The organism is Micromonospora alfalfae (assembly GCF_022230925.1).
In the GTDB taxonomy this organism is placed as follows: Bacteria; Actinomycetota; Actinomycetes; order Mycobacteriales; family Micromonosporaceae; genus Micromonospora; species Micromonospora alfalfae.
Map to the genome: position 1 here is coordinate 1 of NZ_JAKKFH010000014.1, position 14,913 is coordinate 14,913.

General features: G+C 70.6%; 16 protein-coding genes. 9 read left to right on the forward strand and 7 right to left on the reverse strand.

Features of this window, described 5'->3' with window-relative positions; all coding sequences use genetic code 11:
• Together MED01_RS13780 and MED01_RS13785 are read right to left on the reverse strand one after the other, a co-directional pair.
• Positions 1-264, reverse strand: a 264-nt coding sequence (locus tag MED01_RS13780; protein WP_238668967.1) for a hypothetical protein, incomplete at its 3' end; no start/stop codon positions are given.
• A 275-nt stretch (positions 265-539) separates the two neighbouring features.
• Complete coding sequence (locus MED01_RS13785) at positions 540-1,070, reverse strand: P-loop NTPase family protein (RefSeq protein WP_238668968.1); 531 nt, start codon at positions 1,068-1,070, stop codon at positions 540-542.
• A 172-nt stretch (positions 1,071-1,242) separates the two neighbouring features.
• On the opposite strand from MED01_RS13785, the gene MED01_RS13790 reads away from it, so the two are divergent.
• Both MED01_RS13790 and prfH read left to right on the forward strand, forming a co-directional pair.
• Complete coding sequence (locus MED01_RS13790; RefSeq protein WP_238668969.1) at positions 1,243-2,430, forward strand: RNA ligase RtcB family protein; 1,188 nt, start codon at positions 1,243-1,245, stop codon at positions 2,428-2,430.
• A complete protein-coding gene (prfH, locus tag MED01_RS13795) occupies positions 2,427-3,056 on the forward strand; it encodes a peptide chain release factor H (RefSeq protein WP_238668970.1) in 630 nt (209 codons plus the stop codon). The genes MED01_RS13790 and prfH overlap by 4 nt, the downstream gene beginning before the upstream one ends.
• Before the next feature lie 4 nt (positions 3,057-3,060).
• Here prfH and MED01_RS13800 read toward each other — a convergent pair whose 3' ends face one another.
• Positions 3,061-3,966, reverse strand: a complete 906-nt coding sequence (locus tag MED01_RS13800) for an alpha/beta fold hydrolase (protein WP_238668971.1) — start codon at positions 3,964-3,966, stop codon at positions 3,061-3,063.
• A 162-nt stretch (positions 3,967-4,128) separates the two neighbouring features.
• Between MED01_RS13800 and MED01_RS36090 the strand changes: the two genes are divergently transcribed.
• From MED01_RS36090 to MED01_RS13820, 4 genes are all read left to right on the forward strand, one after another.
• Positions 4,129-5,781 (forward strand): immunoglobulin-like domain-containing protein, encoded by a 1,653-nt coding sequence (locus tag MED01_RS36090; protein ID WP_238668972.1) that lies wholly within the window; start codon positions 4,129-4,131, stop codon positions 5,779-5,781.
• 23 nt (positions 5,782-5,804) lie between these two features.
• Complete coding sequence (locus tag MED01_RS13810) at positions 5,805-6,635, forward strand: PIG-L family deacetylase (RefSeq protein WP_238668973.1); 831 nt, start codon at positions 5,805-5,807, stop codon at positions 6,633-6,635.
• Between the two features lie 340 nt (positions 6,636-6,975).
• Positions 6,976-8,169, forward strand: a complete 1,194-nt coding sequence (locus MED01_RS13815) for an endo-1,4-beta-xylanase (protein ID WP_238668974.1) — start codon at positions 6,976-6,978, stop codon at positions 8,167-8,169.
• A gap of 189 nt (positions 8,170-8,358) precedes the next feature.
• A complete protein-coding gene (locus MED01_RS13820; RefSeq protein ID WP_112585316.1) occupies positions 8,359-8,700 on the forward strand; it encodes an ArsR/SmtB family transcription factor in 342 nt (113 codons plus the stop codon).
• 21 nt (positions 8,701-8,721) lie between these two features.
• Here the strand turns inward: MED01_RS13820 and MED01_RS35710 are convergent, their stop codons facing one another.
• Positions 8,722-8,850: a DALR anticodon-binding domain-containing protein gene (locus tag MED01_RS35710; protein WP_372493661.1), complete on the reverse strand. Its 129-nt coding sequence runs from the start codon at positions 8,848-8,850 to the stop codon at positions 8,722-8,724.
• 127 nt (positions 8,851-8,977) lie between these two features.
• On the opposite strand from MED01_RS35710, the gene MED01_RS13825 reads away from it, so the two are divergent.
• The 3 genes from MED01_RS13825 to MED01_RS13835 all read left to right on the forward strand — a co-directional run bounded on the left by MED01_RS13825 (position 8,978) and on the right by MED01_RS13835 (position 10,990).
• Positions 8,978-9,733 carry a hypothetical protein gene (locus MED01_RS13825; protein WP_238668975.1) on the forward strand — a complete coding sequence of 252 codons (756 nt, stop codon included), beginning with the start codon at positions 8,978-8,980 and terminating at the stop codon, positions 9,731-9,733.
• A gap of 179 nt (positions 9,734-9,912) precedes the next feature.
• On the forward strand, positions 9,913-10,401 hold the full coding sequence (locus MED01_RS13830; RefSeq protein WP_238668976.1) for a nitroreductase/quinone reductase family protein: 489 nt from the start codon (positions 9,913-9,915) through the stop codon (positions 10,399-10,401).
• Between the two features lie 154 nt (positions 10,402-10,555).
• Positions 10,556-10,990 (forward strand): DUF6223 family protein, encoded by a 435-nt coding sequence (locus tag MED01_RS13835; RefSeq protein ID WP_238668977.1) that lies wholly within the window; start codon positions 10,556-10,558, stop codon positions 10,988-10,990.
• Positions 10,991-11,075: 85 nt separating this feature from the next.
• Here MED01_RS13835 and MED01_RS13840 read toward each other — a convergent pair whose 3' ends face one another.
• From MED01_RS13840 to MED01_RS13850, 3 genes are read right to left on the reverse strand one after another with little or no spacing between them, the layout of a single operon-like run.
• The gene (locus tag MED01_RS13840) at positions 11,076-11,738 is read right to left on the reverse strand and encodes a response regulator (protein WP_238668978.1); all 663 of its coding nucleotides are present in this window, start codon (positions 11,736-11,738) and stop codon (positions 11,076-11,078) included.
• On the reverse strand, positions 11,735-12,868 hold the full coding sequence (locus MED01_RS13845) for a sensor histidine kinase (RefSeq protein WP_238668979.1): 1,134 nt from the start codon (positions 12,866-12,868) through the stop codon (positions 11,735-11,737). Before MED01_RS13845 ends, MED01_RS13840 begins: the two co-directional genes overlap by 4 nt.
• Positions 12,869-12,921: 53 nt before the next feature.
• Entirely contained in the window at positions 12,922-14,790 is a 1,869-nt protein-coding gene (locus MED01_RS13850) for an ABC transporter ATP-binding protein (protein ID WP_238668996.1), read from the reverse strand.
• Positions 14,791-14,913: the final 123 nt, after the last annotated feature.

Below are 14,913 nucleotides of genomic sequence, written 5' to 3' on the forward strand. Positions count from 1 at the left end.
CCCCCGGCGCACCCGGCAGTCCAGGAGCACCCGGCAGCCCCGGCGCACCCGGCAGTCCAGGAGCACCCGGCAGCCCCGGCGCACCCGGCAGTCCAGGAGCACCCGGCAGCCCCGGCGCACCCGGCAGTCCAGGAGCGCCCGGTAGCCCGGGAGCGCCTGGCGCACCAGGTAGCCCGGGAGCACCCGGAGCACCCGGCAGCCCCGGAGCACCTGGTCCGTCCGGGCCCCCCGGAGCACCAGGAGCACCAGGCAGCCCTGGGGCACCCGGTCAACCTGGTGGCGGCGGCAAGCAACCCATCCTGCCTGTCACCGGCAGCGGCGCGGTCCCGGCCCTGACCGGCGTCGGGAGTGTGATGGTCGTGCTGGGCGCGTTCGCGTTCTTCCTGGCCCGGCGTCGACGCCTGGAGTCCTGATCGGTGGCCCGGCCGGTGTGATCCCGGCCGGGCCACGTCACGTCGTCGGCCCGCTCCCCACCGGGAGCGGGCCGACGACGCGTTCGCCATTGACTGTCGCGGCGGCCGTCCGCGCCTCGCGCGGCCTCACCGGCGGGGCAGCCCGGCCAGCCAGACGTCCAGCTCCGCTGGGGAGCGCAGTAACACCACCGGCGGCGCGGACGGGTCGGCCTGCCAGGCCCGCATTCGCCGCCGGGCGCGGCCGAAGGCCGTGACGTGCCACACCAGAATCGAGTCCGGGGACAGCACGCTGCTCAGCGACTCGCGGTTGCCGTTGCAGATCACCTCGCCGGTGACCACCCGGCGAACGGTACGACGGAGCAACCGCCCGAACGAACGCCATCGTGGATAGTCCAGGCCGACGACCAGATCGGCGCGGGCCATCGGGACATCCCGCCAGCCGTGGTACGCCCCGTCGATGATCCAGCGGTCCCGTCGGCAGATCTCCTCGATCCGGCCACGTTGCTGGGTGACCGGCACCTCGACCCAGCCCGGTTGCCAGAGCAGATCGTCCACCGGATACCAGGGCAGTCCGAGGTGTTCGGCCAACCGCGCCGCGAGGGTGGACTTGCCGGAGCCGTACACCCCGTAGACCAGGATGCGACGCGGTGCGCTCATCGCGGCAGCGTACGTCGTGAAGGAAAATCGGTTGTCGTGCCTGGCGCGCCTCGGCCAGAGTGACGTCCATGACGTACTGACGGACTCCACCCCCTGCTCCGCGCCACCGGTGATGCCTCCCGGGGGCCGTGACGCCGTCCGCTTTCACGTTCGCAGCCAGAGATGAGCCTCCTTGTCCCAGCACCATCTCCCTCGGGAGCCCCTGCCCCCGCCCGCCCCGGCCACCGTCACGGTGTTCGCCTCTCCCGCGAGCTGGATCGAGTCCGACGCGCTCGCGCAGTGCCAACAGGTCGCCGCCCTGGACGGCATGCGGCACGTCGCCGCGATGCCGGACCTGCATCCCGGCAAGGGCGCCCCCATCGGCGCGGCCATGGCGTCGACAGTGCTGTACCCGTTCCTGGTGGGCTCCGACATCGGCTGCGGCATCGCCGTGTTTCCGATCAAGCTCAAGCGGGCCGTACCGGAACGGCTCGCCACCCGGTTCCCCGACCTCGACCAGGCGCTCGACCCGGTGCGCGACGCCGACGACCCCGCCTGGGCCGCCGTCGACGATGCCGTTCCGGCCGGCCACCTGGACGGCCTCGGGACGGTGGGCCGGGGCAACCACTTCGTGGAACTGGCCCGCGTCGACACCGTCTTCGACGTACGGCACGCAGGCCGGCTGGGGCTCGACGCGGGCGATCTCGTGCTGATCGTGCACAGCGGTTCCCGTGGTCTGGGCGAGCGGATCCTGCGGGCGCACACCGAGGTCCACGGCGCTGGTGCGGCACCCGACCCCGACGCCTACCTGGGCATGCACGACGACGCCGTGCGTTGGGGTTCGCTCAACCGACGGGTGCTGGCCGCCCGGGTGGCGCACGCGTTGGGGGCCGAGCCCACCGCGCCGATCGTCGACCAGTGCCACAACCTGGTCGAGGTTCGGGACGGGGTCTACCTGCACCGCAAGGGCGCAGCGCCGGGTGACGGGCGCGATGTCCTGATCGCCGGTACCCGGGGAACGGCGTCCTATCTGGTGGCCGCCCACGCCGGGCCGGAGGCCAACTTCTCGGTGGCCCACGGCGCCGGCCGCAAGATGTCGCGCGCCGACGCGCTGCGGCGGGGCCGGGCCAAGCACACTGTCGAGGAGCTACGCCGTACCCCTGTGGGTTCTCTTGTGGTGTGCGGCGACCGGCAGTTGCTCTTCGAGGAGGCGCCCACCGCGTACAAGCGCATCGAGCAGGTGATCGCCGACCTGGTCGAACACCGGCTGGCCACGCCGGTGGTCAGCACGACGCCAGTGGTCACCTACAAGACGCCCGACCTCGGGTCCGCCGGACGCCCGGACCGGCGGGGCCACCGCGGCCGGCGAGGCCGCTCGTGACCGCGTTGCTGCTGTTGTCAGCCGGGCGTGGGCCGCAGGAGTGCGCCTGGGCACTGAGTCAACTGCTGCACCGCCTGCGGGGCGAGGGCGTCGGCCGAGGTCTGACGATCCAGCAGGTTGAGGCGGTCCCCGGCGACCGCGCCGGCACCTACCGGTCGGTGCTGATCCGGATCTCCGGCGTCGACGCCGAGGCGTTCGCGGCCTCGTGGACCGGGACGCTGTGCTGGCAGGCCCCGAGCCCGTACCGGTCGGGCATCGGCCGGAAGAACTGGTACGTCACCGCCCAGCCGCCCGAACGCGCCGCTCGGCCGACGACGTTCCGCGAGGCGGACGTCGACATCGTCGCCTGCCGCACCGGCGGGCCGGGTGGTCAGCACCGGAACAAGGCCAGCACTGCGGTACGCGCGACGCACCGTCCTTCGGGCCTGGTGGTCGTGGTGGACGAGGAGCGGCAGTTCAGCCTCAACCGCCGGATCGCCCTGGACCTGCTGCGCCACCGCATCAAGCAGGGCGACAAGGCTGCGCGGCGGGCCGTCACCACCGCCCGGTGGCGCATCCACGACGGGCTGGTCCGTGGCGATCCGGTGCGGGTGGAACGCCCGACGCCCCGGCGACCGGGAGGCTAGCGACTCAGACCTCCAGCACCGCGTCCGCGAATGCCTGCGGCGCCTCCTGCGGCAGGTTGTGCCCGACACCGCCCCCGACGGTCCGGTGCTCGTACGGGCCGGCGAACTGCTTGCCGTAGACGGTGGGCTCCAGGTGCGGCGCGCCGTTGGCATCCCCCTCCAGGGAGATGCTGGGCACCGTGATCTTCGGCTTCGCGGCCAGGCGCTCCTCGATCTCCTCGTACTGCGGCTCACCGTCGGCGAGGGCCAACCGCCAGCGGTAGTTGTGGATGACGATGTCGACGTGGTCGGGGTTGTCGAACGCCGCCGCGCTGCGGTCGAACGTCGCGTCGTCGAACGTCCATCTGGGCGACGCGGTGTGCCAGATCAGCTTGGCGAAGTCGCGCCGGTTCTTGTCGTAGCCTTCCCGACCGCGTTCGGTGGCGAAGTAGTACTGGTACCACCACGCGAACTCTGCCTTCGGCGGCAACGGGACCGTGCCCGACTTCTGCCCGTCGATCAGGTAACCGCTGACCGAGACCAGCCCTCGGCAGCGTTCGGGCCACAGCGCGGCGACGACATCGGCGGTCCGCGCGCCCCAGTCGAACCCGGCGAGCTTCGCGGTGTCGATGTTCAGGGCGTCCATCAGGGCGATGAGGTCGAGACCCATGGCCGCCGGTTCGCCGTTTCGCATGGTGTCGTCGGAGAGGAACCGGGTCGTGCCGTAGCCCCGCAGGTACGGTACGACGACCCGGTGACCGGCGGCGGTGAGCAGCGGCACGACGTCGGCGAAGCTGTGGATGTCGTAGGGCCACCCGTGCAGGAGGATCACCGCGTCCCCGTCGGGCGGCCCGGCGTCCACGTATCCGACGTTCAGCACACCGGCCTCGACCTGTCGCAGGTCAGTGAACCCGCCAGCGGTCCTTGCCATCGACTTCCCCCGCGTCCGGACCTGCTCGGATGTGCCGATCACGCCCGAATCTAACGACCTGCCCGGAGCGTGAGAGCCGTTCACACGAGGACCGCCCGACGGATGCCGAACTGGGTACGATGCCCGCTTTGGTGCGTCAGGTGGTGGCGGAGGGGGGTCCGGGTGGCACGGGGCGAGGAGACCACCGCGGGCGCGGGCGCGGACCGGGCGCTGGCCGAGATCACGATCCGCAACGCTGACGACGTACGCGGGAACGTGACGCTGCCGACGGCGACGGCGACTGGTGCTGCGATCGGATGGACGTCGTCGAATCCCGACGTCGTGTCCGATCGGGCGGACGGCGCGAGCGCCGCTGGTGTCGTCACCCGTCCGCCGGTCGGGGCCGCCGCGACGGAGGTGACCATGACGGCCCGGATCCGGGTCGACGCCGTCGAGGCGCGCCGGGACTTCGTGTTGACAGTGCGCCCCGCTGTCGCGCTGGCTCCGTTCTCGCGCTACGGCATGGCGAACTTCGCCCGATCCAACAGCCAGGCGGGGCAACAGCTCTACCTTGCCGCGAGCATCGGAAACGATCCGACCAGTTGGGCAGCCGTCAACGACGGGCAGGCGGTGCTGCGGTCCCGCGCTGGCATGCACGCCATCCGCGACCCGTCGATCGTCCGCTCCCCGGAGGGGGACCGGTTCTACCTCGTCGCCACCGACCTGAACGTCGATGGCCGGTCGTACGGGTGGCGGGGTTGGGACTGGGCGCAGAGCGGCGCGAGCCGGCACATCGAGGTGTGGGAGTCCACCGACCTGCGGACCTGGTCCGAGCAGCGACACGTGCTGGTCGCCCCGGAAGAGGCAGGCATGGCGTTCGCCCCGGAGGCCATCTGGGACGAGTCGATCGGCGCCTACGTCGTCTACTGGACGTCGTCGATGTACGCCCCCGGCACCTACTACACACCGGAGCGCACCGACCCGCGTGGCCGCTTCCCGCTCACGAGGAACCAGACCCTCTACAGCACCACGCGAGATTTCGTGACGTTCACCCCGGCGCAGGTGATGTGCGGCCGGCCCCACCACGGGGCGCTGGACGCGATGATCATCCGGGACGACACGGACGGGTCCTACCACCGCTTCGTCAGCGACCGGACGGCCACTGGCGTCGGGGTCACACCGTACGTCCCGTCGTGCGGCGCGCAGGACATCTATCAGGAGCGGTCGACAGCCATCCTCGCTCCCCCTGACGAGTGGGAACTGGTGGCGAGCTGCATCACCCACCGGAGGATGAACACCACCTACGCCGAAGCGCCGATGGTGGTCAAGGCGAACCCCTGTGACGTACGCGGAGAGGGCTACTACCTCTGGGCCGACCAGATCTGGGCCGATTCGCCCTCCGGTGGGCACCTGGAGGAGCAGTTGCACCCGTACTGGAGCGCGGACCTCGCGTCGGGCGACTGGACGCCCATCGACTGGAGTCGGAAGCCGGCATACGACCTGGCGGACGGCGTGCTGCGCCACGGGACCGTCTTCGCCCTCACCCAGGCGGAGCATGCCGCTATGCGGGGTGCCGACCCGACGAGCGTCGCGGTGCGGAAGCCACCGACCAGGACCACGTACGCCGTCGGCGAGCCCCTGGACCGCACGGGGCTCGTGGTCACCGCCGACTACACCGACGGGATGCGGGACGAGGTGCTGGAGCACGGCCACGGCGGGTACACGCTCTCGGGGTACGACAGCACCACCGCAGGTGCGCGGACCGTCATCGTGTCCTACTCGGTGGTCGGTGTGACGAGGACCGCCTCGTTCCCGGTGCAGGTCGTGGGGCCGTAGCCGGATGACCGTAGGGTGGTGGCATGGCTGAGCGACCTCTGACCCTGATGGCGGTGCACGCCCACCCCGACGACGAGGCGACGAGCACCGGCGGCGTGCTTGCCCGCTATGCCGCCGAGGGGGTCACCACAGTCCTTGTGACCTGCACCGACGGGCGATGTGGGGACGGTCCGGGTGGGGTCAAGCCGGGCGAGGAGGGGCACGACCCGGCCGCTGTGGTGGCGATGCGCCAGGCCGAGCTGGAGGCCAGCTGCGCCACGTTGAACGTCACCCACCTGGAGACCCTCGGCTACGCCGACTCCGGGATGATGGGCTGGCCCACCAACGACCAGCCCGGCGCGTTCTGGACGACGCCGGTGGCGGAGGCGGCGGCCCGACTCGCCGAGCTGATTCGGCAGTACCAGCCGGACGTGATCGTCACGTACGACGAGAACGGTTTCTACGGCCACCCGGACCACATCCAGGCCCATCGGATCACCATGGCCGCCGTCGAGCAGACGGACGTCCCCGCGAAGGTCTACTGGACCACCGTGCCGCGTACGGCGTTCGCGGAGTTCGGTCGGATCATGAAGGAGCTCGGCGTCGATTGGGCCGAGCCGGACTCGGCAGGGGAGCCGGTGCCGCAGCTCGGCCTGCCCGACGACGAGATCACCACCTGGGTCGACACGAGCAAGTACGGCGCGCAGAAGTTCGACGCGCTGGCCACTCACGCCAGTCAGACCGAGAACATCTTCTTCCTGCAACTGGGCCAGGAGCGGTTCACCGAGCTGATGGGCGTGGAGACCTTCGTGCGGGTCCGGGACCGGACGGGCGCGCCGACCCCCGAGGACGACCTCTTCGCCGGTCTGCGCTGATCACTCTTCCGTAGCGCCACCAGGCATCGTCGGCCACCGGGTCGACGGTGCCTGGTGTCGTGCGCCGCGTTGACCTCACCGCGCGAACCCATCGCCGATCGCCGGCCTCCGGAAGTTTCGACCGCCAGCCGCTCAGCGGTACGCAGGTCATGTGATGAATTTCCGGAAGTTTTCAGCGTTGACGCCCAGACATAGATCGGCTTAACGTTTCGAGCGAGTTTCCGGTTTCCGGCCGGAACTACCGGCGTCACCCCACCAGCTCGCGTCTCCACCCCACCAATACCGGACCCTCACCTCCTAGATCGACATTCATCTATTGATCGTCTGGAAGGGAAGGCACATGAAGTTGAGACAGTGGTCGACAGTCGGCCTGGTCGCCGTCGCGACCATCGCCACGCTGAACACGGTGCCGGCGACAGCGAGTCGACAGTACGACCCCACGACGCAGAGCCTCGGCACCCTCGGCCTGCGCCACGGCCTGCACGTCGGCACCGCGGTCAACATGGATGCCCTCAATGACGCCAGCGACCCGCAGTACCGCAAGCTGGCCTCCTCCGAGTTCGCCTCGGTCACCGCCGAGAACGTGATGAAGTGGGAGAGCCTGGAGCCGACCCGCGGCAGCTACAACTGGGGGCCGGCCGACCAGTTCGTCGACTTCGCCAAGCGCAACCGGCAGAGCGTGCGCGGTCACGTGCTGGTCTGGCACAACCAGCTGCCCGCCTGGTTGACCAGCGGCGTCGCCGACGGCTCCATCAGCAAGCAGGAGCTGCGCGAGCTGCTGCGCAAGCACATCACCACAGTCGTGAACCGCTACAAGGGCAAGATCTGGCAGTGGGACGTGGTCAACGAGGCGGTCAGCGATCCGTGGGACACCCCGTCGACCCTGCACTACAAGGGCTTCTGGGCGCAGAACCTCGGGCCCGGCTACATCGCCGACGCGTTCCGCTGGGCGCGGGCCGCCGACCCAAAGGCCCTGCTGTTCTACAACGACTACAACATCGAGGCGTTCGGCTCGGGCAACCCGGCGGACGACAAGACCCAGTTCGTGTACGACATGACCAAGAGCCTGCGCGCCCAGGGCGTCCCGATCGACGGCGTCGGCTCCCAGGGCCACCTGGGCACCCAGTACGGCAACTTCGACACCCTCCAGGTGACCGCCGCGCTGAAGAAGTTCAGCGGGCTCGGCGTCGCGACCGCGTTCACCGAGGTCGACGTCCGCAGCCAGCTGACCGAGGGCGTCCAGGCGGGCAACTCGGAGGAGATCAACCCCCGGCTACAGGCGTCGGCCGCCAACTTCAGTGTGCTGATGAAGGCGTGCCTCGCCGTGCGGAGCTGCCTGTCGTACACGGTCTGGGGTTTCAGTGACAACCATTCGTGGGTGCCGGGCTGGTTCGACGACCCGCCGGAGGGCCTGGCCACCATCTACGACGAGAACTACCAGCCCAAGCGCGCGTACCAGGAGTTGAAGTCCGACCTGATCTTCGCGGGGCCACCGTACGTCCTGCCCCGCATCGCACCCAAACCCCGCCGCTGACGCCCAGGGCCGTGTGGAGCTTCCCGAAGCTCCACACGGCCCGTGTGCCACCACGGACGTCGAGGTTCGACTCACGTTCGGTGGTTCCGTTGCGCCATCCGGACGCCATCGGAGGGCTGGTGCCGGATCTGCCGGTTTATTGATGGTGTTGGTGTCACTATGGCAGGCGTGGGAACTGCGAAAACTGCCATGCCTGCGATCTCGCCGCTCACCGGCGATCCCATCAAGCGGGCCGATGCCGAGCGGCTAGCGGGGGTGCTGAAGGCCTTCGCCGATCCGGCGCGACTCCGGTTGCTCAGCCTGATCCAGTCCGCGCCGGAAGGTGAGGCGTCAGTGAGTGACCTCACCGCGGCGCTCAATCTCTCCCAGCCGACGGTGAGTCATCACCTTCGGATCCTCACCGAGGCCGGCCTACTCGAACGCGACAAGCGCGGGGTCTGGGCGTACTACCGCCTGGTGCCCGCCGCGATCGCGCAGATCGCCGACCTCCTGACGCCGCCCAGGAAGCGGGCCACGAAGAGGGCCCGCTGACCGGGCCGGAAGGCCGGCTCGTCACATCCGCTCCAACGTGCGGATGCCCAGCAGGTGCAGCCCTTGCCGCAGGGTCCGGGCGGTCAGCTCGGCCAGCAGCAGCCGGCTCTCCCGTAGCTCATCAGACCAGTGACGAAGCGGCGGCTCGATCCGTCGGTCGCGGGAAACAGGTCAGCGCGCTCGGGCGACGGATCGCCGACGTCGCCCCGCACCGACCTGGACGTCGTTTCGGTCGACTCGGCGCAGGGAACTGCCTCGGGACAGACGAGGGGTGATGATGAGCCGATACACACCACTGCCGATGGCCCGTACGCGACGCGCGCTCGCGCTGCTCGGCACCGTCGCGCTGGCCGCCGCCTGCACCGCCACCGAGGACCCGCCCGGCTCTGCCCCGGCGACCACCGCACCGGCGACCGCGTCGGCGTCAGCGCCCCCGACAGACGCGCCATCGCCGAGCGCGAGCACCCCGGTGACCATCCCGACCTCGGCCTTCGTCGAGTTGCCCGCCGAGCTGCGCAAGTCTCCTCGACGGACGACGCCGGTCGAGGAGGCCCTGCCGAAGCTGTGCGACAACGAGTTCGGCACCGGCGGCCGGCAGGTCACCGCGAGCGCCGCGATGACAGTCACCTACCAGAAGGCCGGCGAGCCCTCCAGCAACGTGCCGCAGGGGATGATCCACCAGACCATCTTCACTTTCGACGGCGACGGCGCCTCGGGTTACCTGGGCCGGCTCCGCACCGCGGTGCAGGCGTGTCCCTCGTACGACCAGTCCGGAAACCGCGTCACCGTCAAGAGTCAGGCGTTGCCCGGGGTCGGCGACGAGGCGTTGCTGCTGACCCGCACCTGGCCCGAGACGAGCCTGAACGGCGAACGCACCGGCGGCACCGCGTCCAGCCAGATCGCCGTGGCCCGGGTCGACAGCACGGTGACGGTCTTCGACGACCAGGGGTGGGAGGGCGCCAGCGGCAACCCCGCCATCCTGGACCGGGTCGTCCGCGACGGCGTCCGCGCCATCGACGCCTGGCAGGGGTGACAGGCCCGCCATCGAAGCGGGGCTTCCACCGATCGGTTCGATCCTCAGTCGAATCTTGGACACCCGGACGCGAGTCGCGCTCCCGCCGGAAGACTTGAGGATCACGGTCCACAGTGGGCGTCGCCGAACTCGGCGGCAGCCAGTCGGGCCGTCATCGTCGGTCGGTGGAGGAGGTCGTCATGTCGGACGGTCAGGCAACGAAGGCACCGTGGCTTCCGCCGCGGTGGTTCATCCGGTTGGCATGGTCGGTGCACCGGGGCCTGTACCGGGTCACCGGCAGCCGGGTCGGGTTGTGGCGACCGCGCGAGCACCGGTGGGGCACGCTGCGGCTGACCACTGTCGGCCGCCGCACCGGTCAGCAGCGCAGCGTCATCATCGCCTACTTCGAGGATGGCCCGAACCTGGTCGGGGTGGCGATGAACGGGTGGGGCGAGGGCGCACCCGCCTGGTGGCTCAACCTCCAGGCCCGCCCGGATGCGTCAGTCGATCTGCCCGACGGGCGGCGACTGGTCCGCGCCCGTGCCGCCACCGACGACGAGCGGTCGCGGCTGTGGCCCCGTTGGCGCGATTCCGACAAGAACTTCGACGCCCACGCGGCGCGGCGATCGTCGGAAACCACAGTGGTGGTGCTGGAGCCCAGATCGGAGGGCGGCTCCCCAACGCCGTGATGCGCTGGACGGTAGAGACAACCGCTGCGGTACGACGTCCCGAGCGCGTACATCCCGGGTGGTAGGCCCATCGGCAACTCCGGCATGACGACTCAGCAGGGGTTTGCTTCCTAGGCTGCCTCTCGTACCCGTCACGCGACCGAGGGGATCCATGATGTCCGTCCGTCACCTGCTCGCCACCGCCGTAACCGCTCCGCTCGCACTGATCGAGCTGGCCGCACCGGCAGCCACGCACCTCTCCGCCCAACCGACCGCCGCAACTGCTCTCTCCATGAGTTCCGGGCGTCTCGGTGCCAGTGTGGCCGCCCTGCTGGGGCTGGTCGGCACTGTCATCGGAGGACGGGCCCTGGCCCGCCCCGCCAATCGCCTCGGTACCGGCTCGGGAAGCCTCGGCGGCGTCCTGGCCCTGGTGACGGGGCTGATCAGCATGGCGCTCGGCGGGCTGGTGGTGGCCACCTCGGACAGTGGCATCGGCACGGGCAACGGGCGGGGCGGGGCCTACGTGGCGCTTGTGGTCGGGCTGGCCGGCGTGGTGCTCGGTGGGCTGGCCCTGCTTCGCGCGCGCCGCACCGGCCGCCTGGCGGGCTGACGCTGACCGGTTCCGGCCTGGCTGATCCCGTTCAACCCGGAGGCTGCCCCGTCGGCGGCCGTACCGGACGACCCGACGGCGGTGGTCAGGAGCGAGTGAGCCAACCAGGCACTGTCAGACCGGACTCGTAGGCGAGGATCACCAACTGGGCTCGGTCCCGGGCATTGGCCTTGGTCATGATCCGGCTGACATGTGTCTTGGCGGTCGCCGGGCTCAGCACCAACCGCGCCGCGATCTCGTCGTTGGAGAGGCCGGCGGCGACCAGCGTCAGCACCTCACGCTCCCGCTCGGTGAGCACACCCAGTCGTGGCCCGGGGTCGGGATGCCTGGCTCGGGCCGCGAACTCGGCGATCAACCGTCGGGTGATCGACGGCGCGATCAGCGCGTCGCCCCGGGCCACCACCCGCACCCCGTGGATCAACTCCGCCGGCTCGGTGTCCTTGACCAGGAAGCCGCTGGCCCCGGCCCGCAGCGCGTCGTAGACGTAATCGTCAAGGTCGAACGTGGTCAGAATGATGACGCGGGCATCGGAGTTCGCGACGATCTCACCAGTGGCGGCCAGGCCGTCGAGCCCGGGCATCCGGATGTCCATGAGGACGACGTCGGGTCGCAGTTGCCGGGCCAGCCGCACCGCCTCGAATCCGTCGGCAGCCTCGCCGACCACCTCGAGACCGTCCTCACCGTCGAGAATGGATCGGAAACCGGCGCGTACCAGGGTCTGGTCGTCGACGATCAGCAGCCGGATCACATCTGCTCCCCCACCGGCGCCGGATCGTGTCGCATCGGCAGACGGGCACAGACCCGAAAGCCCCCGTCCGGCTGCGCGCCAGTCGTCAGCGAACCGCCGAGGGCCCGCACCCGCTCCCGCATCCCGAGGATCCCGCTGCCCGGCGAACCCGGCTGGCCGGTCCCGTCGTCCTCGACCTCCACGAGCACGTCGTCGTGATCGGGCCGGACCCTGACCACGGCGGCGGTGGCACGCGCGTGACGCGCCACGTTGGTGAGCGCCTCCTGGACGATCCGATACACCGCAAGGTCGACCTCCGGCGGTAGCGACAGCGTCTCGGCCAGCTCGGTGCGGATCTCCAACTCCGGCCGGGCGGCCGTCCTGATCAGATCACCGAGGCGGTGCAGACCTGGTGCGGGTACGACCGCCGGGGCCTGCCGCAGCGCGCCCAGCGTCGCGCGCAACTCACTCAACGTCTCCTTGCTGGTCTGTTTGATCGCGGTGAGGGCCTGCTCGGACCGGACCGGATCGGGTCTGTGCAACGCGGCGCTGGCCTGCACGTTGATCAACGACAGGTGGTGGCCGAGCACGTCGTGCAACTCCCGGGCGATGCGCAGCCGCTCCTCGGTGGCCCGCCGCCGGGCCTCCTCCTCCATCCGTTGCTCGGCGACGACCGCTCGGGCCTGCGCCTCGGCGAGGTAGGCACGGCGGTTGCGGGTCACGCCGACGATGACCGCGACGAGCCAACCGGCGTGCAGCAGCGTCGCCCCGTTCATGGTGTTCGGGGACCGGTTGTAGCTGTCCGCAACGGCGAAGGCGATCACCGAGGCGAGACCGAGCCCGATGGCGACCGCGAGATGTCCCTCGTCGACGACTGTGTAGAGCGCCACGACGAACACCACCATGATCGGACCGGGCCGGTGCAGCAACGCCCCGTACGCGCCGATGGCAGCCAGCGCCACGACGCCCACCGGCACCGGATGACGCCGCCGGACGTACAACGCGCCGGTGGAGAGCAGCACCGCCAGCAGCGCCGCCCATTCGGGGGCGGTGTCGATGCCGCGCGCCTGCACCACCAGGCCCGTGACGGCGACCAGACCGACGGCGGGCACCAGGGCCACGTCCGCCGTCCGGCCCCGCCACCCTGACATGGGCCGAAGCCTAGCCTCCCGCGATCCAGCGGGAGAAGGTCCGACTGGACGGTTCAGGTGTGTTGGTTGCCCTCGGCCAGGTTCGCGTCGTAGCCGGCAGCCTGGAGGGCGAACAGTTCGGCGTACCGACCGCCGGTGGCGACCAGGTCGGCGTGTGTGCCCGCCTCGACCAGCCGGCCGTGGTGCAGGACGAAGATCCGGTCGGCGTGCCGGACGTTGGCGAGCCGGTGCGTGATGAGGATCGTGGTGGCGCGACCTTTCCGGTCCCGGATGGTCTGGAACAGGGCGTCCTCGGCCCGGGGGTCGAGCGCTGAGGACGGCTCATCCATGATCAGCAGTTCGGCGTCGCGCAGGAACCCGCGAGCTGCGGTGATGCGCTGCCACTGCCCACCGGAGAGGTCCTGGCCGCGCGCGAAGGTCCGGTCGAGCAGTGTCTCGTACCCGTGCGGAAGCTCGTTGATCATGTCGTGGGCGACGGCGCGGCCGGCGGCGGCCTCGATGCGATCCTGCCGGGCCTCGCTGTCGACGTCGCCGATGGCGATGTTGGTGGCCGCGGTGAACGGCCACTTGTGGTATTCCTGCGTCACCACGGCGATCCGGGCACGCAGCCCGTCGACGTTCCAGTCCGACAACGGGCGGCCGTTCCACTCGATGCTGCCTTCGGTGGGGGCGCGAAGGCCGGCGATCATCGCGGCGAGTGTCGTCTTGCCCGAGCCGTTCTCCCCGACGAACGCGACAGTCTGCCCGGCGGTGATCGTCAACGTGACGCCGTCGACGGCGGGGTCGTCCCGGTCGGGGTAGCGCAGGCTGACCTCGTCGACCGTCAACTCCCGCAGCCGGTCCGGATCGGCGGCGGCAACGGGCCCGGTGCCGGTCGGTAGGTACGCGTCGGCACGGGTCATGAAACCGGTGTAGTCGCCGAAGTGCTGCCCCTCGGTGTAGACGTGGTCGACCTGGAAGGTGGCGATGGCCAGGGACCGTTGCGCCGACTGCACCGCGATGACGCAGGTCGCGGCGGCGGCGAGCGGGATCTGCCCGTCGAGGAGCAGCATTCCGAGCAGGGCGTAGACGGTGCCGGTCGCAAGGCCGCCGACGATGGCGCCGACAGTGGTGGTCGTGGTGACCCGCCGGGCGAGGGCGAGCTGGATGTCGGTCTCCACCTGCATCACCCGGTCGTACTGGTCGAGCAGGAACCGGCGCAGCCCGTAGGAGCGCAACTCCGGGGCCGAGGCACGTTCGGCCATCAACTTGTGCAGCAGCCACAGTCGACGTCGGCGCACCGATCCGGTGGTGTACGTCTGGTAGCGCAGATGCCCGGCCCGCAACGACGCCCACGCGTTGGGCACCGTGGCGACAAGCAGCGCCAGCAGCAGCAGCGGATGGATGACGATGACGGCGGCCGCCACGGCCAGCAGCCCGGCCAGCCCGGCGAGCAGGTTCATCGACGCCTGCACCAGCCCGATCGTCGACTCGGTGCCCCGCGAGGCGCGTTCCATGTCATCGGCGAACGCGTCGGCGTCGAACGCCTCCAACCGGACCGCTGTGGACACCTCGAACAGGCCCCGCTCCACCTCACGGCTCACCCGGGGCGTCAACCCGTTCTGCGCGTACCCGGTGGCGATGCCCATCCCGGCGCGGAGCGCGACCGTCGCCGCCAGCACGGCCAGCGCGGGCAGCGCCGCCCGTACCTTGTCGGCGGTGGGTCCTCCGGCGAACAGTTCCACCAACACCCGCTGCGTGGCCAACAGGCCGAAGGCGGCCATCACCCCCGCGCCGACGGTGGCCACGGCCACCACACCGGTACGGAGCCGGTCCGCGCGCCAACTGATACCGATGGCTGTCCAGACGAGCCTGGGCAGCTCCGCGAAGACGGCGAAGACGCCGGCCTCCGCGCGCGCCCGCACCCCCGTCTCCCACCACATCTCCCGCAGCTCCGGCAGCACCGACTCCGTGCGCGCAGGGCCGGGTTGGCCCGGTCGAACGCGGCGAGCCTCTGCGGTGGCGGTCTCGATCATGGTCGTACCTCCCGGGGCGGCACCCGTCGC